19 protein-coding genes, 1 tRNA gene and 1 riboswitch are annotated in these 21,955 nt (G+C 64.3%); of the genes, 10 read left to right on the top strand and 10 right to left on the bottom strand.

What is annotated here, in order from left to right; translation table 11 throughout:
- Positions 1-137: 137 nt before the first annotated feature.
- Both AXW67_RS34810 and purH read left to right on the top strand, forming a co-directional pair.
- A complete protein-coding gene (locus tag AXW67_RS34810; RefSeq protein WP_063681572.1) occupies positions 138-1,856 on the top strand; it encodes a heparinase II/III family protein in 1,719 nt (572 codons plus the stop codon).
- A 59-nt stretch (positions 1,857-1,915) separates the two neighbouring features.
- A riboswitch (ZMP/ZTP riboswitch) is annotated at positions 1,916-1,997 on the top strand.
- Positions 1,998-2,022: 25 nt separating this feature from the next.
- Entirely contained in the window at positions 2,023-3,621 is a 1,599-nt protein-coding gene (gene purH / locus AXW67_RS34805; RefSeq protein WP_063681540.1) for a bifunctional phosphoribosylaminoimidazolecarboxamide formyltransferase/IMP cyclohydrolase, read from the top strand.
- A 105-nt stretch (positions 3,622-3,726) separates the two neighbouring features.
- On the opposite strand, the gene AXW67_RS34800 is transcribed toward purH, so the two are convergent.
- The gene (locus AXW67_RS34800) at positions 3,727-5,112 is read right to left on the bottom strand and encodes an MFS transporter (RefSeq protein ID WP_027553994.1); all 1,386 of its coding nucleotides are present in this window, start codon (positions 5,110-5,112) and stop codon (positions 3,727-3,729) included.
- Between the two features lie 102 nt (positions 5,113-5,214).
- On the opposite strand from AXW67_RS34800, the gene ggt reads away from it, so the two are divergent.
- Both ggt and AXW67_RS34790 read left to right on the top strand, forming a co-directional pair.
- Positions 5,215-6,963 (top strand): gamma-glutamyltransferase, encoded by a 1,749-nt coding sequence (gene ggt / locus AXW67_RS34795; protein ID WP_063681539.1) that lies wholly within the window; start codon positions 5,215-5,217, stop codon positions 6,961-6,963.
- Between the two features lie 133 nt (positions 6,964-7,096).
- Positions 7,097-8,392 (top strand): MFS transporter, encoded by a 1,296-nt coding sequence (locus tag AXW67_RS34790; RefSeq protein ID WP_063681538.1) that lies wholly within the window; start codon positions 7,097-7,099, stop codon positions 8,390-8,392.
- A gap of 6 nt (positions 8,393-8,398) precedes the next feature.
- Here the strand turns inward: AXW67_RS34790 and AXW67_RS34785 are convergent, their stop codons facing one another.
- Positions 8,399-9,064, bottom strand: coding sequence for a glutathione S-transferase family protein (locus tag AXW67_RS34785; protein ID WP_063681537.1), 666 nt, complete (start codon positions 9,062-9,064; stop codon positions 8,399-8,401).
- A 149-nt stretch (positions 9,065-9,213) separates the two neighbouring features.
- Here AXW67_RS34785 and AXW67_RS34780 point away from each other — a divergent pair, with 149 nt between their 5' ends.
- The 4 genes from AXW67_RS34780 to panE all read left to right on the top strand — a co-directional run bounded on the left by AXW67_RS34780 (position 9,214) and on the right by panE (position 13,001).
- Positions 9,214-9,813, top strand: coding sequence for a DUF2239 family protein (locus AXW67_RS34780; protein ID WP_145928066.1), 600 nt, complete (start codon positions 9,214-9,216; stop codon positions 9,811-9,813).
- A gap of 144 nt (positions 9,814-9,957) precedes the next feature.
- Positions 9,958-11,256: an MATE family efflux transporter gene (locus tag AXW67_RS34775; protein ID WP_063681570.1), complete on the top strand. Its 1,299-nt coding sequence runs from the start codon at positions 9,958-9,960 to the stop codon at positions 11,254-11,256.
- A 99-nt stretch (positions 11,257-11,355) separates the two neighbouring features.
- Positions 11,356-11,964, top strand: a complete 609-nt coding sequence (locus tag AXW67_RS34770; RefSeq protein ID WP_063681536.1) for a 2-hydroxychromene-2-carboxylate isomerase — start codon at positions 11,356-11,358, stop codon at positions 11,962-11,964.
- Between the two features lie 113 nt (positions 11,965-12,077).
- Positions 12,078-13,001: a 2-dehydropantoate 2-reductase gene (gene panE / locus AXW67_RS34765; RefSeq protein ID WP_063681569.1), complete on the top strand. Its 924-nt coding sequence runs from the start codon at positions 12,078-12,080 to the stop codon at positions 12,999-13,001.
- Positions 13,002-13,194: 193 nt separating this feature from the next.
- On the opposite strand, the gene AXW67_RS34760 is transcribed toward panE, so the two are convergent.
- From AXW67_RS34760 to AXW67_RS34745, 4 genes are all read right to left on the bottom strand, one after another.
- Entirely contained in the window at positions 13,195-13,785 is a 591-nt protein-coding gene (locus AXW67_RS34760; RefSeq protein ID WP_063681535.1) for a c-type cytochrome, read from the bottom strand.
- 129 nt (positions 13,786-13,914) lie between these two features.
- The gene (locus AXW67_RS34755; protein ID WP_063681534.1) at positions 13,915-15,186 is read right to left on the bottom strand and encodes a PQQ-dependent sugar dehydrogenase; all 1,272 of its coding nucleotides are present in this window, start codon (positions 15,184-15,186) and stop codon (positions 13,915-13,917) included.
- Between the two features lie 269 nt (positions 15,187-15,455).
- Positions 15,456-16,442 (bottom strand): NAD-dependent epimerase/dehydratase family protein, encoded by a 987-nt coding sequence (locus AXW67_RS34750; RefSeq protein WP_063681533.1) that lies wholly within the window; start codon positions 16,440-16,442, stop codon positions 15,456-15,458.
- 76 nt (positions 16,443-16,518) lie between these two features.
- Positions 16,519-16,593 (bottom strand) — tRNA-Gly (locus AXW67_RS34745).
- A 275-nt stretch (positions 16,594-16,868) separates the two neighbouring features.
- Between AXW67_RS34745 and trxA the strand changes: the two genes are divergently transcribed.
- Positions 16,869-17,792 (top strand): thioredoxin, encoded by a 924-nt coding sequence (gene trxA, locus AXW67_RS34740; protein ID WP_063681532.1) that lies wholly within the window; start codon positions 16,869-16,871, stop codon positions 17,790-17,792.
- A gap of 115 nt (positions 17,793-17,907) precedes the next feature.
- Positions 17,908-18,585, top strand: coding sequence for an LON peptidase substrate-binding domain-containing protein (locus tag AXW67_RS34735; RefSeq protein WP_063681531.1), 678 nt, complete (start codon positions 17,908-17,910; stop codon positions 18,583-18,585).
- Positions 18,586-18,599: 14 nt separating this feature from the next.
- On the opposite strand, the gene AXW67_RS34730 is transcribed toward AXW67_RS34735, so the two are convergent.
- From AXW67_RS34730 to AXW67_RS34715, 4 genes are all read right to left on the bottom strand, one after another.
- A complete protein-coding gene (locus tag AXW67_RS34730) occupies positions 18,600-19,019 on the bottom strand; it encodes a hypothetical protein (protein ID WP_082908136.1) in 420 nt (139 codons plus the stop codon).
- On the bottom strand, positions 19,009-19,920 hold the full coding sequence (locus AXW67_RS34725; RefSeq protein ID WP_063681529.1) for an FAD:protein FMN transferase: 912 nt from the start codon (positions 19,918-19,920) through the stop codon (positions 19,009-19,011). Before AXW67_RS34725 ends, AXW67_RS34730 begins: the two co-directional genes overlap by 11 nt.
- A complete protein-coding gene (locus AXW67_RS34720; RefSeq protein WP_063681528.1) occupies positions 19,901-20,371 on the bottom strand; it encodes an FMN-binding protein in 471 nt (156 codons plus the stop codon). Before AXW67_RS34720 ends, AXW67_RS34725 begins: the two co-directional genes overlap by 20 nt.
- A gap of 64 nt (positions 20,372-20,435) precedes the next feature.
- On the bottom strand, positions 20,436-21,950 hold the full coding sequence (locus AXW67_RS34715; RefSeq protein WP_245315811.1) for a hypothetical protein: 1,515 nt from the start codon (positions 21,948-21,950) through the stop codon (positions 20,436-20,438).
- Between the last annotated feature and the right edge of the window lie 5 nt (positions 21,951-21,955).

Genomic DNA, 21,955 nt, shown 5'->3' with positions numbered 1-21,955 from the left:
GCCAACGCTGATTCGCACCCTTTCAAGGTGGTGTCGGCCGTCCGATTTTGGGATTAATAAGGATTCGTCGGAATCCCTCTCCCCCTTCAAGGCAAGGCGTGTCGGTCGCTCAACGCAGACGTATCTCGACGCTGGTCATGAACCGCTTTGCGCGGAACATGCTTGCGCGCGCGAGCGGCGGCTCCGTCGCCTTGTCGCGGGTCTGGCCGGGCCGGAGCGACCGGCTGATTATCGCGCCCCACGATCTGCGCACGGCGGACGCCACGCGCGCCGCCGAGATCTATGCCGGGCGCTTCGTCTTTGCCGGCAAGATCGTCAACTGCCATGGCCGCTCGATCTTCGATCTCGAGCCACCGTCGGAAGACTGGGAGGTTGCCCTGCTCGGCTTCGGCTGGTTGCGCCACCTGCGCGCCGCCGACACCGCGCTGACGCGAGCGAATGCGCGCGCGCTGGTCGAGGACTGGATCTCCAACCCCGCCAACAAGCGCCGTCCGGTCGCCCGCCGCGCCGACGTGCTGGCGCGGCGCGTGATCTCGCTGCTGTCGCAGGCGCCGCTGGTGCTCAACGACACCGACAACAAATTCTACCGCCGCTATCTGCGGGCGCTGGCGCGCGAAATCCGTTTTCTACGCTTCACCATGGTCGACATTCCGGACGGGGTGCCGAAGCTCCAGGTGCTGATCGCGCTGTGCTATACCACGCTCTGCCTTGCCAACCAGGCGCGCCACATCCGCAGCGCCTCGAAAAAACTCTCCGATGAATTGCAGCGGCAGATCCTGCCCGACGGCGGACACATCTCCCGCAATCCCGGCGCGCTGATCGAGCTGCTGATCGACCTGTTGCCGCTGCGGCAGACCTTTGCCGCGCGCAACATCGCGCCGCCACCGGCCCTGCTCAACGCGATCGACCGGATGATGCCGATGCTGCGCTTCTTCCGGCACGGCGACGGCAATTTCGCGCTGTTCAACGGCATGAGCGCGACGCCTTCGGACCTGCTCGCCACGCTGCTCGCCTATGACGACACCCACGGCGCGCCGATGGCGAACATGCCGCATACCGGCTTCCAGCGCCTCGACGCCGGCCAGACCACGCTGATCATCGACACCGGCCCGCCGCCGCCGGCCAATGTCAGCCACGACGCCCATGCCGGCTGCCTGTCGTTCGAATTGTCCTCGGGCATCAGCCGCATCGTCACCAATTGCGGCATGCCAACCACCGGCCGTGACAACTGGCGGCCGTTTGCCCGCGGCACCGCCGCGCACTCGACGCTGACCTATCACGACACCTCGTCGTGCCAGTTCGTCGAAATGTCGGCGATGAAGCGGCTGCTGCACGGCGCGCTGGTCGTCAGCGGCCCCGTCGAGGTCGAGAGCTACCGCGAGATCGTGCAGAACGGCACGCTGCTCACGACCTCGCATGACGGCTATCTCGGCAAGTTCGGCGCGATCCATCGCCGCGTGCTGATGGTCGCCAATGACGGCGCGCGGATCGACGGCGAGGACACGCTGTCGCCGCCGCAGGGCGGACGCCTCAAGGGCGGCGATGCCGACTTCGCTCTGCGCTTCCATCTGCATCCGGCTGTGAAGGCGAGCCGGCTGTCGGATGCCCGCGGCGTCATGCTGGTGCTGCCGAACCGCGACGTCTGGACCTTCGAGGCGCTCGACGACAAGGTCGAGCTCGAGGACAGCGTGTTCCTGGCAGGCAATGACGGCCCGCGCCGCACCGCGCAGATCGTGATCCGGCAGGATGCCCGGCAGGCGCCCTCGATCCGCTGGAGCTTCGTCCGCTCCACCGCTTCGCCGGCTGTCACCAATGCCCGCCGCAACGCGCGGCGGGAGCCGGAACTTCCGCTGTAGACGCGCGGCCCGCAGCCCTATCTGGTCGTTGTGAAGAACGCCGAAAGCTGCTAACGAGCACGCGCTCGCGCGACTGGCGACCTTGGATGGAGCACCATCGGGAAGCGCGGGACTAAGCTGCCGCGCGCCTGGGCATAGGTACTCCCTTAGACAGAGGATCTTGCTCATGACTGAGACTGACCGTCCCCGCCGTGTCACCCGCGCCCTGCTTTCCGTTTCCGACAAGACCGGCCTGATCGAGTTCGCCCAGGCGCTTGCCGCTCATGGCGTCGAGCTTATCTCGACCGGCGGCACCGCCAAGGCGATCGCCGCGGCCGGCCTCAAGGTGAAAGACGTCTCCGAGCTGACCGGCTTTCCCGAGATGATGGATGGTCGCGTCAAGACGCTGCATCCGAAGGTGCATGGCGGCCTGCTAGCGATCCGCGACAACAAGGAACATGCCGAGGCGATGAAAACGCACGGCATCGCGCCGATCGATCTGCTCGTCGTCAATCTCTATCCGTTCGAGGCGACCGTCGAGAAGGGCGCCAACTTCGAGGAGTGCATCGAGAACATCGACATCGGCGGCCCCGCGATGATCCGCGCCGCCGCGAAGAATCATGACGATGTCGCGGTCGTGGTCGAGGCGCAGGATTATAAGGCTGTGCTCGACGAGCTCGCCGCCAACAACGGCGCAACCACGCTTGCCTTGCGCCGGCGTCTGGCCGCAAAGGCTTATGCGCGCACCGGCGCCTACGACGCCGCAATTTCTAACTGGTTCAACCGGCAGCTCGAAATCGACGCGCCCGACTTCCGTGCCTTCGGCGGCAAGCTGATCCAGTCGCTGCGCTATGGCGAGAATCCGCACCAGACCGCGGCGTTCTATGCAACGCCGGACAAGCGGCCGGGCGTGTCGACCGCACGGCAGTTGCAGGGCAAGGAGCTCTCGTACAACAACATCAACGATACCGATGCGGCCTATGAATGCATCGGCGAGTTTGACGCCAAGCGCACCGCGGCCTGCGTCATCGTCAAGCACGCGAACCCCTGCGGCGTCGCGGAAGGCTCTGACCTCGTCAGCGCCTATCGCAAGGCGCTCGCCTGCGATTCCACCTCAGCCTTCGGCGGCATCATCGCGATGAACCGCGCGCTCGATGCCGACACCGCGCGCGAGATCACGAAGATCTTCACCGAGGTGATCATCGCGCCCGACGCCAGCGAAGAGGCGATCGCCATCATCGGCGCGCGCAAGAACCTGCGCCTGCTGCTGGCGGGCAGCCTGCCCGATCCGCGCGCGCCAGGCCTCACCGCCAAGACGGTCGCCGGCGGCCTTCTCGTGCAGAGCCGCGACAATGCGGTGGTCGACGACATGACCTTCAAGGTCGTCACCAAGCGTGCGCCCACGGATGCCGAGATGCGCGATCTCAGATTCGCGTTCCGGGTGGCAAAGCACGTCAAGTCCAACACCATCATCTACGCCAAGGACCTCGCCACCGTCGGCATCGGTGCGGGCCAGATGAGCCGGGTGGATTCAGCGCGGATCGCAGCACGCAAGGCGCAGGATGCAGCGAACGAGCTGAAGCTCGCCGAGCCGCTCACCAAGGGCTCGGTCGTGGCCTCGGATGCGTTCTTCCCCTTCGCCGACGGCATGCTCGCCTGCATCGAGGCCGGTGCCACCGCCGTGGTGCAGCCCGGCGGCTCCATGCGCGACGACGAGGTGATCAAGGCCGCCGACGAGCACGGCATCGCCATGGTGTTCACGGGGACGCGGCACTTCAGGCACTAACTCTCAACGAGCTAGCGTAGCCCGGATGGAGCGCAGCGAAATCCGGGTTTCGCAACTTCGCAACGACGGCCCCGGATTGCGCTTCGCTCCGTCCGGGCTAGGCGGCTAATCGCGCACCCGCATCAACAGCCCCAATCCCGCGGTGAAGAACACCACGAGCACGGCCATGCCGGCCTTCTGGCTCGCGGTCGAGGCGGTGAGCACGCCGATCAGGAGCGGGCCGATGAAGGACGTCACCTTTCCGGTCAGCGCGAACAGTCCAAAATACTGCGCGATGCGGTCCTTCGGCGCGAGATGGATGAGCAGCGTACGCGATGCGGCCTGCAAGGGTCCGCCGGCGGCGCCGATGAGACAGCCCAGCACGAGATAGGCGCGCTCGGCGGCGCTCGCGAACAAGGCACCGCCCGGCTCGGGCGGTGCAACCTTGACGAACAGGACGCTGTCCTTGTCGACCAGAAGGATCGCCGCCACCGCGAGCAGGAGGATCAGCAGGCTGCAGGCAATCACGCGCTTGGGTCCCAGCAAATCGTCGAGCTTGCCGCCGAGCCATGCGCCAAAGGTGCCGGCAATCGCCAGGATGATGCCGAAGGTGCCGATCTGGATCGTGTGCCAGCCGAAGGTGCCGGCCGCATAGATGCCGCCGAAGGCGAACAGCGACACCAGCCCGTCGGTATAGATCATGTTGGCGAGGAGAAACGCCGCGAGCGACTTCTGCTTCGGCAGAGAACCGAGCGATTGCTTCAGCTCCAACAGACCCTCGCGCAGTGCCGCGCGCACCGGGCGCTTCGCCGGATAATCCGGCGTGAACAGGAACATCGGGGTCACGAAGATGATGAACCACAGCCCGGTCAAGGGTCCGGTGATGCGGTCGCCCTCGTGCATGGCGGGATCGAGCCCGAACAGCGGCGTGAACCCGAGCAGCGTGCGCCCGGTCTCGGGATTGGCTGCGAGGAAGCCGAGCACGATGATCAGGCTGACGATGCCGCCGACATAGCCCGTGGCCCAGCCGGTGCCGGAGAGGCGGCCGATCCGCTCCGGCGGCACCAGGGTCGGCATCATCGCATTGTTGAAGACGGTGGCGAATTCCGCGCCGACGCTGGCGAGGGCAACCGCCGTGAGCAGCGGCGGAATGATGGCATGATCGCCGGGCTTGCCGATCCACAGCGCCGAGGAGGCTAGCACCAGGAGCGTGCCGAACGCGGCGATCCACGGCTTTCTGCGGCCCGCAGCATCCGCAACGGCGCCGAGCACCGGCGACAGCAGCGCGATCGCCATGCCAGCTGCTGCCATCGCAAAGCCCCACAGCGATTGCCCGGTGGCAGGATCTGGCGCGACGCTGGTGGCAAAATAGGGCGCGAACACGAAGGTCGTGATCAGCGTGAAATAAGGCTGCGCGGCCCAATCGAAGAAGATCCAGCTGACGACGGCGGCACGCGGCGGATAGGTCCGCGTCGCGCCGGCCATGCGCGCATCCGTGGCGATCGTCGTCATCGTCCAGTCCCCATCACGAACAGTTTTGCCTGTCTTAGCGCAAACCGTATAGCATTGCAGTGACGCGTGTGAATTAGCCCGAAGACCGGCGGAACTGTGATCATGTCGTTATTTTCGACGCGGCGGGCATTCCTCGCATCCATTGCCGCTCTCGCAGTTGGTCTCGCGCCTGTCATAGCGCAGGACGCGCGGCGCGCCTACACGCCGCCTCCCCTCGACGCGGTTCATTCCGTCGCCGCCGAGCATGGCATGGTGGTGGCGCAGGAGAAATTGTCCGCGCAAGTCGGCGCCGAGATCCTGCGTCGCGGCGGCAATGCGGTCGATGCCGCGGTCGCCACCGGCTTTGCCATGGCCGTGACCTATCCGCGCGCCGGCAATATCGGCGGTGGCGGCTTCATGGTCATCCATTCGGCCGAGCGCAATGAGGACATCGCGATCGACTATCGCGAGGCCGCGCCGGCGGCGACCACGCCGCAAATCTTTCTCGGAGCCGACGGCAAGCCTGACGCCGCGAAGTCGCGCGATTCGGCACTCGGCATTGGCGTCCCCGGCACCGTCGCAGGTCTCTCGCTGGCGCTGGAGAAATACGGCTCGGGCAAGTTCACGCTCTCGCAGCTGGTCGAACCCGCCATTTCGCTCGCGCGCGATGGATTTGTCGTCGACAATGACATTGCTGACACGCTGCCGGGCTGGCACCAGCGACTCACGCGCTGGCCGTCCACGGCCAGGATATTTTCGCGGCCCGACGGCACGCCGCTGCGCGAAGGCGACCGTCTGGTGCAGAGCGATCTTGGTGAGACGCTGAAGCTCGTCGCTGCGCAAGGCCCGCGCGGCTTCTATGAAGGCACGGTCGCGGAGAAGCTCGCCAAGGCCGTGTCCGACGCCGGTGGCATCATGACATCGGCAGATCTCAGGTCTTATCAGGCGATCATCCGCCAGCCGTTGCGCGGCACTTATCGCGGCTACGACATCGTCTCGATGCCGCTGCCGTCATCCGGCGGCGTAGTGCTGATCGAAGCGCTCAACATGCTCGAAGGCTTTCAGCTTGCGGATCTGAAACAGGGTTCGCCGCAATCGCTGCATCTCTTGATCGAAGCCATGAAGCGTGCCTATGCCGACCGCGCGCGCTATCTCGGCGATCCCGCCTTCGTCAACGCGCCGATCGAGACCCTCATCGCAAAGGACTACGCCGCCAAGCTGCGCGCCGGCATCTCGAGCGACGAGGCCACGCCGTCGAGCAAACTCGCTTCGGCTGCCACCTCGCCGCACGAAGGCAGCAACACCACGCATTTCTCCGTCGTCGACGCCTACGGCAATGCCGTCAGCAACACCTACACGCTGAACTTCAGCTACGGCGTTGGCCTCGTCGCCGACGGCACCGGCGTTCTCCTCAACAACGAGCTGGACGATTTCACCGCCGCGGTCGGCGCCTCCAACGCCTATGGCCTCGTCGGCTTCGAGCCCAACTTGCCGGGACCCGGCAAACGGCCGCTGTCGTCGATGTCGCCGACCATCGTGCTCAAGGACGCCAGACCGGTGCTGGTCACGGGTTCGCCGGGCGGCAGCCGTATCATCTCGACGGTGCTCCAGGTCGTCGTCAACGTCCTCGACTACAAGATGGATGTGGCTGCCGCCGTTGCAGCGCCGAGACTGCATCATCAATGGTTGCCGGACGAGGTACGCGTCGAGCGCGGCTTTCCCGACGACGTCTTGTTCAAGCTCAAGGCCATGGGCCACCTCGTCGTCGAGCCGATGGGACAAACATCGGCCAACTCGATCGCTGTGACGCCGAACGGTCCGTTCGGCGCGCCCGACCCGCGCACCCGCGGTGCGGAGGCGGCGGGACAGTAATCCCGACGCTTTGTGCAGCGCAGACTAGACGTATTTGCCGGATGACATCGGCGTCGAGGCGCGGCAGTTTGTCGGCGCTGGAGCACGTGGCAGGCACGCACCCAGCCAACGAACCGGCCTTTAGGAAACGCACATGACCACAGCCGATCCGACCGAGCGCATCGAACGCGCCGAGATCGAGGACACCAGCCTTCTCGCCTTCTATCGCGACATGAATCCGTCGGAACGCCGGACGTTCTGGGCTTGCGCTGCGGGCTGGGCGCTCGACGGCATGGACTTCATGATCTATCCGCTGGTGATCGGCACCATCATCGCGCTGTGGAAGGTCGATCCCGGCGCAGCCGGCTTTGCCGGCACCGTGACGCTGCTGGCATCCGCCATCGGCGGTTGGCTCGGCGGCTATCTCTCCGACCATATCGGCCGGGTCAGGACGCTTCAGATCACCATCATCTGGTTCTCGTTCTTCTCGCTGGTCTGCGCCGTCGTGCAGAATTTCGACCAGCTCCTGATCGCGCGCGCGGTGCTGGGCCTCGGGTTCGGCGGCGAATGGGCGGCAGGCGCGGTGCTGATGGGCGAGGCGATCCGGCCGCAATATCGCGGACGCGCGGTCGGCTCGGTGCAATCGGGCTGGGCGGTCGGCTGGGGACTTGCGGTGCTGTCGCAGGCGATCCTGTTCTCCGTGATGCCGGCGGAGACCGCGTGGCGCTGGATGTTCGTGATCGGCGCGCTGCCGGCACTCCTGGTGTTCTACATCCGCCGCTCCGTCACAGAGCCGGAGATCGCGGCCGCGGCGCGCGCCAAGCAGGCCGCCAGCGGCGATCGTCCCGCACTATGGGAGATCTTCTCCGGCCCGATCCTCAAGACCACGATCCTGGCCTCGCTGATGGTGACGGGCTGCCAGGGCGGTTACTACGCGATCACCTTCTGGGTGCCGCAGTTCCTGACCAAGGAGCGGCATCTGTCGATTGTCGGCTCGACCGGCTATCTCTCGGCGCTGATCATCGGCTCCTTCATCGGCTATCTCGTCGGCGCCTGGCTCGCCGACCGGATCGGACGGCGCAACCTGTTCCTGACCTTCTCGCTCGGCGCCATCGCGGTGGTGCTGCTCTACACCCAGCTGCCGCTCACCAACGAGATCCTCTGGGTGCTCGGTTTCCCGCTCGGCTTCTTCGCCTCGGGCTATTTTTCCGGCGTCGGCGCGTTCCTGACCGAGCTCTATCCGACGCGGCTGCGCGGCTCCGGCCAGGGTTTTTGCTACAATTTCGGCCGCGGCATCGGCGCGCTGTTTCCATTTCTGGTCGGCGCGCTGTCGGCATCAACGTCGCTCGCCACCGCGATCGCGATCTTCGCGGTGGTGGCCTATGCGGTGTTCTTCATCGCCGCATTCGCGCTGCCGGAGACGAAGGGCCGCGTGCTGCACGCGGACTAGCGAGGCTTACCGCCCCACCTGATACGGCCCGCCCTTTTCCAAAGCGCGGGTGTAGGCCGGACGCGCGTGGATGCGGTCGAGGAACGCCATCGCCTTGGGATGGCCCTGCTCCAATCCCCCGCGCGCTTGCGCAGCTTCGAGCGGGAAGCTCATCTGGATGTCGGCCGCGGTGAACTCGCTGCCGGCGAACCACTCGCTCTTTCCGAGTTCGCCTTCCCAATAGTCCATGTGCTGCTTGAGCTGCGGATTGACCAGGGCGGTGAGTGCCTGGTTCGAGACCTTGCGCACCAGCGGGCGCAGCAGCGCGGGCGCGCGTTTGGGCATCAGGGTGAACAGCAGCTTCAGGAGCAGTGGCTGCATCGCGGAGCCTTCCGCATAGTGCAGCCAATAGGTGTAGCGCAGCCGCTCCGGCGTGTTCGGCGGCGGGATCAGCCGGCCGTTGCCGTAGGTGCCGATGAGATATTCGATAATCGCGCCGGACTCGGCGATGGTGTTGCCGTTGTCGGTGATGACAGGCGACTTGCCGAGCGGATGTATGGCGCGCAGCTCCTTCGGCGCGCGCATGTCGGGCTGGCGCTGATAGCGCACGAGCTCATACGGCACGCCCAACTCTTCGAGCAGCCACAGCACGCGCTGCGATCGTGAATTGTTGAGGTGATGAACGGTCAGCATCGCAGGGTCCCCGGGGCTCGGCTTGGTCACTTGGCCGCGCGTTCGTGCCAGCCCGGGAACACAATGTCGAGCTATCCGGAAGGATATTTCCACCCGGGTATATTGACGCCGCCAATTTACCCGGGTATTAAATTCCGACTGCGACCAATATGGCAATGATTCCAATGCTAGGGACTTTCACAGCCTTCATCGGCCAGCGCCGGCTGGCCTCGGGCCCGGCGGGCGATGTCGCGCTTGCCGTCAAGCACGCGGCGCCGCGGCCGGACGAGCCGATCATCATCTTCGACGACGGGACCGGGCGGACGATCGATTTCGACCTGCGCGGCGGGGACGACGAGGTGCTGGCGCGGCTGGCGAAGCTTGCTCCGCCGCCGTCAGCCGAGGAGGCTACGCCGCCGAGCGAGTCGCGCGGCCGCGGCCGGCCGAGGCTCGGCGTGGTCGCGCGCGAGGTGACGCTGCTGCCGCGGCACTGGGAATGGCTCAACGCCCAGCCCGGCGGCGCCTCGGTCGCGCTGCGAAAACTCGTCGACGAGACGCGGCGGGCGAGTGGCGACAAGGATCGCGAGCGGCAGGCGCGCGATGCGGCCTACCACTTCATGTCGACGATGGCGGGTAATTTTGCGCGTTTCGAGGAAGCCTCGCGGGCGCTATTTGCGGATGACCGGCGACGCTTCACCGGGCTGATCGCCGACTGGCCCGCCGACATCCGCGACCACGTCGTCAAGCTCGCCTACCGCGACCGCGCTTAATCGATCGACCAACGATCTTCCAACGCCGCCACGGACCGTGGCGGCGATCAATCACTCATGCATAAGAGGCAATCCGTGTCGCCTGCTGCTGACTCGCGCAAAGATTCTGGCTTGCGCAAGAATTTCGTCGCCTTCCTCGCACCGATGATGCTGAGCAACATCCTGCAATCGATGTTCGGCACCATCAACAGCGCCTATCTCGGCCAGATGATCGGGGTCGACGCGCTCGCCGCGGCGTCCGTGTTCTTTCCGGTCATGTTCTTCTTCATCGCCTTCGTGATGGGCCTGAGCTCCGGCGCAACCGTGCTGATCGGGCAGGCCTGGGGCGGCGGCAAGCCGGACAGGGTGCGCGCCGTGGCGGGGACCACCTACACGGTCGCGATGCTTCTCGCGTTCCTGATCGCGATCGCCGGCGCACTGTTCAGCCGTCCGCTCGTGATCATGCTCGCGACGCCCGCCGGCATCGTGGACGAGGCCGCATCCTATGCAGAGGTCATGATGGTGGCGATGCCCCTGACTTTCGCCTTCGTTCTCGTCACCTCGATGTTGCGCGGCGTCGGCGATACGGTGACGCCACTGATTGCGCTGGCAATCTCGACCGCGATCGGGCTCGTGGTCACGCCGACCCTGATCCGCGGCTGGTTCGGGCTGCCGCAACTCGGGGTCGCCAGCGCTGCCTGGGCTTCGGTGGTTTCGAGCGCGCTGACGCTGATGTGGCTACACATCCGACTTGCCCGCCGCGGGCATCCGCTCGCGATTGATGCCGCGGCCCTGCGCGCGATGCGCCCGGATGCCGCGCTGCTCGGGACGATCCTCCGGCTGGGCATCCCGGCCGCGCTCGGCATGGTCGTGATGTCGATTGCCGAACTCGTGCTGCTCGGCCTGGTCAATGGTTATGGCGCGGATGCCACGGCGGCTTATGGCGCTGTCAACCAGGTCTTCAGCTACACGCAGTTTCCGGCGCTCTCGATCGCGATCTCGGTCTCGATCCTGAGCGCGCAGGCGATTGGTCGCGGCCAGACGGTTCAGATCGGGCGCATCGTTCGGACCGGGCTGGAGATGAATTTGCTGCTGACGGGTGGGCTGGTCGCGCTCGGCTACATATTTTCGCGCACACTGATGGGCTTCTTCATCGTCGACGCCGGCGTGATCGAGCTCTCGCAGCGCCTGCTGCACATCGTGCTCTGGAGCTCGATCCTGTTCGGCATGTCGACCGTGTTTTCCGGCGCCATGCGCGCCAGCGGCACGGTCTGGCTGCCGCTCCTGCTCTCGAGCTTTGCGATCGCCGCGATCGAGGTCCCCAGCGCGTTCATCCTGAGCCGGCACGTTGGCCTCGACGGCATCTGGATCGCCTATCCGATCACCTTCGGCGCCATGCTGATATTGCAGATGAGCTACTACATGCTGGTGTGGCGAAAGCGCAGGATCGAGCGCCTGATCTGATCAGGCCGGATCGCTACAATATTATGACCGTCATTAAACGGTGGACCTGTGGCGCGCCCTGCGCCACAATGCGAAAAAGAGCCGTCAGGGAGGACGAGTTTGACCCGCACAGCCCCGCAATTCCTGTTCGATTTCGGCAGCCCCAACGCCTATCTCAGCCATGAGGCGATCCCGGCGATCGAAAAGCGGATCGGCGTCAAGTTCGAGTATGTGCCGATCCTGCTCGGCGGAATCTTCAAGGCGACCAACAACAAGTCGCCGGCCGAGACGCTCGCCGGCATCAAGAACAAGCGCGAATTCCAGGTGGTCGAGACCGAGCGCTTCGTCAAGCGCTTTCATGTCCAGCCCTATGTCTGGAATCCGCATTTCCCGGTCAACACGCTGAACCTGATGCGCGCGGCGATCGCAGCGCAGCTCGAGGGCGTGTTCGAAAAATATGTCGAGGCCGCCTTCCATCACATGTGGCGCGAGCCGAAGAAGATGGACGATCCCGAGGTCGCGATGAAGGCGCTCGCATCATCCGGGCTCGATGCACAGAAGCTGCTCGCCCGCTCCCAGGAGCCGGAGGTGAAGGCGAAGCTGATCAAGAACACCGAGGAGGCCGTCGCCCGCGGCGCGTTCGGCTCGCCGACCTTCTTCGTCGGCAACGAGATGTTCTTCGGCAAGGAGCAATTGCGCGAGGTCGAGGAGATGGTGCTCGGAAAGTAAGCCGGCAAAGCTATCTGCGAACCAGAATGTGATTGCGGCAATATTCTGGATTGCTTCGCTTCGCTCGCAATGACGACTATAAATAGCCGCCAATAGCAATAATGGAGCATCCCATGCGTATCCTCGTGGTCGGCGCCGGCGCCATCGGCGGCTATTTTGGTGGCAGGCTGTTGCAGGCCGGCCGCGACGTAACTTTCCTGGTCCGGCCGCGCCGCGCCAGCGAGCTTGCAAGCGCCGGCCTCATCATCAAGAGCCCGAACGGCGACGTGACGCTGAAGGATCCGCCGCGGGTCGAGGCGGACAAGCTCAAGGACAAGTTCGACGTCGTGCTCTTGAGCTGCAAGGCGTTCGATCTCGACGACGCCCTCAAGTCCTTTGCGGCGGCGGTCGGCCCGAACACGGCGATCATCCCGATGCTCAATGGCATGAAGCATCTCGACATCCTCGACCAGAAGTTCGGCGCCGAACGCGTGCTCGGCGGGCTCTGCGCCATCGCCGCCACGCTGAACGAGAAACGCGAGGTGGTGCAGCTCCAGCCGATGCAGTCGATCAATTACGGCGAGCGCGACGGCAAGCTGTCGGATCGCGTCAAGGCGATCGACGAGGCCTTCAAGAGCGGCATCAATGGTGCCACCGCCAGCCAGAACATCATGCAGGACATGTGGGAGAAGTGGGTGTTCCTCTCGACGCTTGCGGCGTCCACCAGCTTGATGCGGACCTCCGTGGGCAACATCCTCGCTGCTCCCGGCGGCAAGGATTTTCTGCTCGGCATGCTCGATGAGACCAGCGAGATCGCTGCCGCCTCAGGCTACCCTCCGGGCGGGCCGTTCTTCGCGCGCGTCAAGGGCAACCTGACCACCGAGGGCTCGCCGATGACGGCGTCCATGTTCCGCGACATCAAGGCGGGCCTGCCGGTCGAGGCCGATCACGTCATCGGCGACCTCATCGCGCGCGGCGATGCCGCCAAGGTGCCGGTGCCGAAGCTGCGCGTCGCCTATACGCATCTGAAGGCGTATGAGAAGCAGCGGGCGGGATAGGGCATCACACTCCACTGTCGTCCCGGGGCGCGAAGCGAGCCCGGGACCCATGCCTCCAGGACGTGGTTGCGGCGCGAGCTGGTAACAACGAGTCTTCGCCAAACTACTCCCTGTGGTTATGGGTCCCGGATCTGCGCTCGCTAAGGCTCGCTTGTCCGGGACGACGGTGGAGTTTGCTGCTACGCATTCCCCGCTACTGCAAATGCGCCAGGTAATGCGCGAGCGCGGTGATTTCCTCCTCGCTCAGCGAATAGGCGATATCGGCCATCGCGGCGACGCCGCCACCTACGCGCTGACCGGCCTTGTAGTCATGCAACGCTTCCACGAGATATTCCTCACGCTGGCCGGCGAGACGCGCCACCGCCTTGGTGCCGGCGTAAGTGTCGGTGTGGCATGAGGCGCAGCGCCGGCCGACGGCCGCCTGTGCGCCCTTCTTCGAGAGATCGGGGTCCTTGTCCTCCGGTCCCTTCGGCGGCGTCAGCGCGGAATAGTAGGCGCCGAGATTGCGGATGTCCTCGTTGGTGATCTCCTCGGCGATCGGCTGCATCTGATCGTTCTTGCGCGAGCCGGCGCGGAAGAACACGAGCTGCCATTGCAGGAATTGATCGGGCTGGCCGGCGATCGAGGGGATGTTCTCGGTCTGCGAGATGCCGTTCTCGCCATGACAGCCGGCGCAGACCGCCGCTTTCTCCTTGATGGCGGCGGGGTCCGCGGCGCGGGCAAACGGCACCGCCAGCACAGTGGCGAGGACAGTGATGGCGAGCGAAGCGAATTGCCGACGCATGATGGGAATTCCAATTTATGGGGATCATCGCTCCGGGGCTCGCGAAGGGCGAACCCGGAATGACGGCGTCAAGTCTCAAAAAGAGAGGCTGCGGCCGTCTCCTGGCCGCAGCCTCTTTTTCCTGTCGCGCTACTTCTTGCTGTAGCTGATGCGATAGATCGCGCCGGCCCAGTCGTCGGCGACGAGGATCGAGCCGTCCTTGGCGAGGATGATGTCGTCGGGACGGCCGAGATAGCCCTGGTCACCCTCGATCCAGCCATAGGCGAACACCTCCTGCTTGGCGTTCTTGCCGTCGGGCCCGACGATCACGCGCACAATGCGGCCGCCCTGGTACTTGTGACGGTTCCAGGAGCCGTGCTCGGCGATCAGGATGTTGTTCTTGTACTCGGCGGGGAATTGGTCGCCGGTATAGAACTTCATGCCGAGCGGAGCGACGTGCGCGCCGAGATTCAGCGCGGGCGGCGTGAACTCGGAGCATTTGTGGCCCATCGCGAACTTCGGATCGGGCAGGTCGCCTTGATGGCAGTAGGGATAGCCGAAGTGCTCGCCGATCTTGTTGATCACATTCAGCTTGTCTGAGGGCAGATCATCGCTGATCCAGTCGCGGGCGTTCTCGGTGAACCAGTACTTGCCGGTGCGCGGATCGACATCGCCGCCGACCGAGTTGCGAACGCCGAGTGCATAGGTTTCGGCATTGCCGGTCTTGGGATCGACGCGCCGGATCTGCGAGACGCTGGTCGGGGGAATGCCGACGTTGAAGGGCGGTCCGAACGGGATGTAGAACCAGCCGTCCTTGTCGACCGCGATGTACTTCCAGCCATGCGCGGCATAGGACGGCATGTCGTCATACACGACCTTGCCCTCGCCGAGATTGTCGAGCTTGGCTTCGGCGTCGTCATAGCGGATCAGCCTGTCGACGGCGATGACGTAGAGCGCGCCATCCTTGAAGGCGAGGCCGGTGGGCATGTTCAGCCCCTTCAGGATGGTCTTGACCTCGCGCTTGCCGTTGTTGTCCTTGATCGCATAGACGTTGCCGAGGCCGAACGAGCCGACGAACAGCGTGCCCTTGTCACCCCAGGCCATCTGTCGCGCCGCGAGAACGCCCGGCGCCCAGACTTCGATCTTGAAACCCGGCGGCAGCTTGATCTTCTTCATCATCGCGGCGAGCTCGGCCTCCGACGCGCCCGTCGGCGGACCCGAGGGCGGCGCCAGACCCTTCTGCGCCTCGGTCTCGTCGCCGAGGAACCAGTCATCCGGTGGATGAGTCCAGAACTCCTTGGTGCCGGACTCGTATTTCTTTAGCGCCCGGTTCTTGTCCTGCTGTTGCTGCGCATTGAGAACGCTCGTCCCCGCGAGAAGGGCAACCGCTGCAAGCGCAAAAACGGATCGATGGAATTTCATCGCGTCACTCCCCTAAGGCAGCCATCCGGGCTGCACATTATTTTGTTTTGCTGGTCGAGTAGGCGAAGTTCGGAGTCTGTCGAGAGATCAGACCGAAAAAGGTTAGCACATCTGCGAGCGGTGAGAAGCGCGGCACACGCGCGGCAGTTGGCTCAATAAAAATTGAGACGGAATTTTCGCGAACGCACGACTGGCAACGACAACATTCTCGCTGCAACGCGGAATCAAAAGACACGCGCGACTAATCTGCGGGCAGCGACCGAGGCGATCTACGAAAAGACCGGATAAGGCCCGTCCGCGAACACCGTGTCATGATAGCCCTTCGATCCGACCTCACACGCCAGCGCGCTGCGAAAGTCTCTGGCATTGCGAAGGCAGTTCAGGACATGGGCGAAGTCGAATTCGGGCCGCCACCCCAATTCGCGACGCGCGCGATCATTGACATAGACGCGGTCGATCGCCGGAAACAGACGCCAGCCCCGCGCAGTAAAGAGCTGCTCGCATTCGGGATAGAGCGCGCGCACCACGCCGGCCGCGTCGCGGGCGAGTGCCGCGACATGGTGCGGCTCGAACGGGCTCGTGGCTGAGACGATGTAGCGCGCGAAACCGATTCGTTCAGCCTTCTCTCTCGCGAGCAGATGGGCGCTCACGGCGTCCGCTATGTCCAGCCGGCGATAGAGCAGCTCATTGGCCTGCGCGTTCGCTAGCGCGTAAGCCGAACGCATCGCCGGATCGTCATCGTCTTCCGGGAAGAAGCGGGATGTCCTCAAGATGACGATCGGCAGACGGTGCTCGCGAGAGAACAGCTCGCACAGATTCTCCGCCATCAGTTTGGTCGCGCCGTAGATGTTCTTCGGCACCGACGGCAGATCCTCGGTGACCCACACCGCTGCCTGTCCCGCCTCGGGCCGGAGCTGCGAGCCGAATGCGCTGGTGGTGCTGGTGAAGACGAAGCTGCGCACGCCGCCGGCCACGGCCGTCTCGAGCAGGTTGAGCGTGCCGGTGACGTTGGTGTCGACAAAATCTTGCCTGGCGTGGGTCGCCACATGCGGCTTGTGCAGCGTCGCGGTGTGGATGACGGCGGTGACTCCGTCCATCTGCTCCCGCACGAAGCCGGGGTCGACAATGGAACCGGCCGCATCGGTGAAGGCTGATTTCTTCAAATCAACCCCATGCACAGTAGAACCGCGCCGCCGCAATGTCCTGACGATGGCCTCCCCGAGGCGACCCGCGCTGCCCGTAACCAGTATTGTCATTGCAGATCCCGACCAGCCGCCAGAGGCGTGGCGAACCACGATCCGTTCCGGTTTGGCTGGATGCTCTGGGAAAAATTGGAGCGGGCGAAGGGGCTCGAACCCTCGACCCCGACCTTGGCAAGGTCGTGCTCTACCACTGAGCTACACCCGCATCCTGTGTCGGTCGCATGACGCGCCGGCAACGGCTGTCGTATGCCAAAAGCGGGCGGCGAATGCAACAGCTACCGGCGGCATAGATTCGTATTTGGGGCCCCCATATGGACCCAATCCCGGTCGAATCGACCGAAAACGGCTCGGAACTGCCGAATCGACACCCCCGGATTGAAATTCGGCCGTCCCGGCCCAATTTTAGGAGCCGACAGCGAAGCATATGCATTGGCGACGTGCTAAAGAGCCGCCATTCCAGACATCAGACGAGGGGATCCCGTGACGATCATCGACCAGGGTAACGGAGCGGCAGGCCCGGCTGCGGCCGACCTGATCAAGGACACGACCACCCAGACCTTCGTGAAGGACGTCATCGAGGAATCGAAGCGCCAGCCGGTGCTGATCGACTTCTGGGCGGAGTGGTGCGGCCCCTGCAAGCAGCTCACCCCCGTGCTGGAAAAGGCGGTCAAGGCCGCCAAGGGCAAGATCAAGCTGGTCAAGATGAACATCGACCAGCATCCGGCGATCCCGGGCCAGATGGGCATCCAGTCGATCCCGGCCGTGATCGCCTTCGTCAACGGCCAGCCGGCCGACGGTTTCATGGGCGCGGTGCCGGAGAGCCAGGTCAACGCCTTCATCGAACGGCTGACCAAGGGCGTCACCGCCCCGGGCGAGGTCAATGTCGCCGAGATCGTGCAAGAAGCCGAGGCCGTGCTCGCCGAAGGCGACGCGGCTGCGGCAGCGCAGATCTATGCCGAGGCGCTGCACCACGATGCGACGAACATCGCGGCCCTTGCGGGCCTCGCGAAATGCTACGCCGTCTCCGGCGCCATGGAGCAGGCCAAGCAGACCCTGGCCATGGTCCCGGAATCCAAGCGCAACGACCCCGCGGTGAAGGCGGTGCAGACCGCGATCGATCTCGCCGAGCAGGCCGAGTCGCTCGGACCGGTCGGCGAGCTGGAACAGAAAGTCGCCGCAAACCCGCTCGATCATCAGGCGCGATTCGATCTTGCGACCGCCCTCAACGCGCAAGGAAATCGCGCGGCCGCCACCGATCAGCTCCTCGAGATCATCAAGCGCGACCGCAAATGGAACGACGACGGCGCCCGCAAGCAGCTCGTGCAGTTCTTCGAGGCCTGGGGCGGCACCGACGATGCCACCATCGAGGGGCGGAAGCGCTTGTCGACGATCCTGTTTTCATAGGCGCGAGGCTATTGTTTGAGCATGATCTTGTCGGAAAACCGCTGCACACTTTGCACTGACGGGGTCCTCCGCATCCGGATCATGCTCTAGCGACGTCAGTGGGGACCGGGCACAGATGCCGATCAATATCGAATATCGCGGGCCCGCCGACCTTCCGGAGATCATTCCGGTGTTTCCGCTGCCGGGCGCGCTGCTGTTGCCGCGCGGCCAGATGCCGCTCAACATCTTCGAGCCGCGCTACCTCGCCATGGTCGACGACGCCTTGCGCGACGGCCACCGCCTGATCGGCATGATCCAGCCGGACGTGGCGCATTCGCCCAAGAACGCCGACAAGCCGGCGCTGTTCCGAATCGGCTGCGTCGGCCGCATCACCCAGCTCGCCGAATCCGGCGACGGCCGCTACATCGTCGAGCTCACCGGCGTCGCGCGCTTCAAGATCGTCGAGGAGCTCGAGGTTCTCACGGCCTACCGGCAGTGCAAGGTGGATTTCTTCTCCTTCGCCGACGATTTCACCGCTCGCAAGGGCGAGGATGACGTCAACCGCGAGGCGCTGCTCGCGGCGCTGGCTGACTTTCTGAAGGCCAACAACCTCAAGGTCGACTGGGAAGGCGTCGAGAGCGCGCCCAATGAGGCTCTCGTCAACGCGCTGGCGATGATGTCCCCTTACGGCCCGGCCGAGAAGCAGGCCATGCTGGAGGCGCCGGACCTCAAGACCCGTGCCGAGATCCTGATCGCGGTGACCGAGATGGATCTCGCCAAGAAGCGCACCAGCGGCGATCCGCCGCTGCAATAGGCTGGCCCACGGCGCTACCGCTGCTCCCGTCGACCCAGCCAGATGTGAAGCGGAAACATCAGGGCCAGGGAAAATCCGACGCCAAGATGGATCCAGCTCATCCATGGCCGCACCGCTTCGGATCCCAAATAATAGAGCCCGAACGCGGTCACGATCAGCACGGCATTGAACGCCGCCATGACTGATCCGGAAACGAGATTCTTGCCGCTTCGCCACGATCGCCGCAGGTGCACGGGAATGAGGGCGCCCACCAGCAACAGCGCGAGCATCGCGATGCCGCCATGGACCATCAGCATGTTGGCAGCGATGTGCTGCCAGATCTCGTCGCCGGCAACGTCCTTCTGCCAGTCGGCCACGAGCCAACCGGCGCCGGTCAAAAGCAGCGCCGCGAACGCCGCATAGAGCGAATAGCGAAACGATGTTCTAAGCCGCAAGGTGCACCGCGTGATGCCAGTCGGAGGTGATCTGAACGTCGCCGTCGGCCGAGATCAACAAGGCGCCGGCCTGGTAACATTCGAGCAGTTGGCCCGCGTCGGTCCCGGAGATCATGACGATCTTGGTCAGGGCGTCGGCAACCATGCAGGAGGGCGCGCGAACCGTGACGCCGTCGATCAGGCATGCCGGCCTCTGAGTTGCGGGATCAATCACCGCCGAACAACCTGGCTCACTGCTGTCGAACAGCACGACGCGGCGCGCCGTTGAAGCCAGCGCTTCGTCGGCCACGTCGATGCGGCAGATCGATCGGCCGGGGGCGCGGGGATCACGGACGTGAACCGCGCGCAGCTCCGCGCCAAAGGCCCGAAGGTCGCCACCGGCGTTCACCATGCCGCCGGGAATGCCAAAATCGCGCAGCGTGGCCACCGCGCGGTCGACGGCGAAGCCCTTCGCTATGCCACCAAGGTCAATCGTGACATCGGTCGATCGAAAATGGACCTGCTGGTCCGGAAGCAGCCCAATCGCGTCGGCGGAGCGCGCAATCGGCGCCGACGCCGGCTTGTCCTTCAGGAGCGGCAACAACCCCATCGTCTGCAACGCTGGTGCGATCGTGATATCGAAAAGCCCGCCGGAGCGGCGATGCAGCTCAACGGCGGTCTCGAGCACCTCGAACGTCCACGCATGAACGCTCAAGGGGCGAATGCCGGCTTCGCGGTTGAGCCGGCTGACGTCGCTATCCGGCTCATGAAAGCTCATCAGCCGATGCACCTGCGCAATGGCATCGAATGCGGCGTCGATGGCGCCGTCCATGTCGGATCTGCGAGCGCCCGCAACCTCGATCTCCACGAAGGAGCCGAGCAGCGGCCTTGCGCGACGGATGCTATCGAAGGCGATTGCCATAAGCCGCCAGTATTCTTTTCACGCCTTCGGTGACATGGGTCGACGACAGCGTCGCGCCGGCGATGTTCCTGATATCGCCGTTGATCTTGAGCGCACTGCCGCTGGTCTTGCCGACGAACTGTGCGAGCCAGCTCGGGCTCCTGATATCGCCGCCATAGGATTCGCGATATTCGAGGATCTCGACCTTGTGGACCGCACCCGCCGGCGTCAGCGCCACCGCGTAGTCGATGAAAAGGTGCTTGCCGACGACCCGGTCGAACACGAAGAAGCCGACGACCTTGCCGCCGGCCTCGGCTTTCCAGACTCGGCCCGCCTGGACTTCGGAAAAATGTGTCGCGGACGGAAATGCCTCCTTCTGCGCTTCCTCGATCGACAGATATCGAACGGCATAGGCGGGAGAGGCGGCAGACAAGATCGCTGCAGCCGGCAGGGTGTATCGAACCCAATTCATAGTCACCTCGCTTCTGGTCCTGTCATCATGTCTTGCAAAGCTGTCCCAAGCGACCCGGTCGGCATCAAAAGAAGAACCCGACGCCGCCGAGGAACGAATCCGAAAGCGCGCCGGTGACGCTCTTGTCGATCACACGCTGGTAGGTCGCCTTCAGCACAATCTTCGGGGATGGAAACACCGCAAAGCCGGCCGTGTGGTACTGTCGCTGACCCTGACCAGTCGGCAGATTGGCATCGGTGCCGGCGAAGCCGCTCGTTTGCAGATTCTGATAGGTGTAGCGATAGAACGGCACAGCCTCCCACTCGCTGTTGAGAATCGTGCCGAGCGGGACATGGTAGGCAATCTCGCCGGAATAGCCGTACATCGACTTGCCGACATTGTTGGTCGGATCCGAGTCGTTGTTGGCGCGCAGGTTTTCCGGGTGTCCGAAGCCGGCGAGGACATATTCGCCGCGAAACTCAAGACCTGTGTCGGGCACTCTGTAGCGGAATTCGGCATCAAACATTGTGAGACTGGACCTGCCGAGGAAGTTACCGAGATCGTCATGCGCTCCGCGCGGCGTCGTGTTCGGCGAGAAATAGGCGCTGACGCTTCCGGCGAAGCCTGGCCAGAATGTCGGCGTGAAGTCGAGCCGGCCGGACACGGCCATGGCGTTGTTGAGTTGCTGGAAGTCGCCGAGCGGGGGCCTTGAGAATGCGAGCGCGGTTACGCCGTCAATGCCGGCGACGTACGCCGTCCCGGGAAGCGGGACAGTCTTTGCCTCAGTGCGATTGTCGAAGGAGTCGCCGAAATCCTCGTTGCTGGTGCTGAGCATGACCTGATATTTGAGGTCCTCGGTGATCGTCCCATAGACGCTGGTGGATGGGACCTTCCAGGTCGACGGAATGAGGCCGTTGTAGAGTGCGGGCCGGAGTACGCTGTAAAATTGCGTGGGTTCGTGATGCTGATTGATGTACCCGATCGGCACCAGATCGATGCCCGGCGAACGCCAGTTGAATTGGTCGATGATCTTGAAATCGACCCAGAGCTGCTCGATCTCGGCGGTGCCGTGCAGCTTGTCGTCGTTGTCAAATCCGGAGCCCGCGTGCTCGAACTCGATCTCCGCATTGAAGATGATGTTCGGGGTGATCGCATAGGTGGGCAGGAGAACGAACCTGGCCGCGTCAAAACCCTTCTGCCACTGGCCACCGGCAGCAGAATTCTGGATGGTGCCGAAATTCATCTCGCCATAAGCCCCGATGCTGAGGCCGGAGACCGGAGAATCCGCAAGCCCGAGGATCGGTTTGTCCGACGCTGACGGCAGTGGCGGCAGAGGGATGAAGTCTTTCGACTTCGACTTGGCCGACTTCTCGGACGATTGGGCTTCAGGCTTTTGAGCGTCAGACTTTTGGACGTCAGACTTGGCTGGAGCGTCCTTTGCCTCAGCGGATGGCGCGGCTGCATTGGTGCTCGTCAGCGATGCCGTTTTGGCTACCCGCTTTGCGTCTGCATCAACGGTCGGGCGATCCTGCTTCTGCTTCAGCTCGGCTTCGAGCTGCTGGATGCGCTGCTCCATCTTCTCCAGCTTCTTCAGCAACATGGCGT

This window comes from Bradyrhizobium neotropicale, from assembly GCF_001641695.1.
GTDB lineage: Bacteria > Pseudomonadota > Alphaproteobacteria > Rhizobiales > Xanthobacteraceae > Bradyrhizobium > Bradyrhizobium neotropicale.
This window is presented reverse-complemented; position numbering and strand designations above follow the sequence as displayed.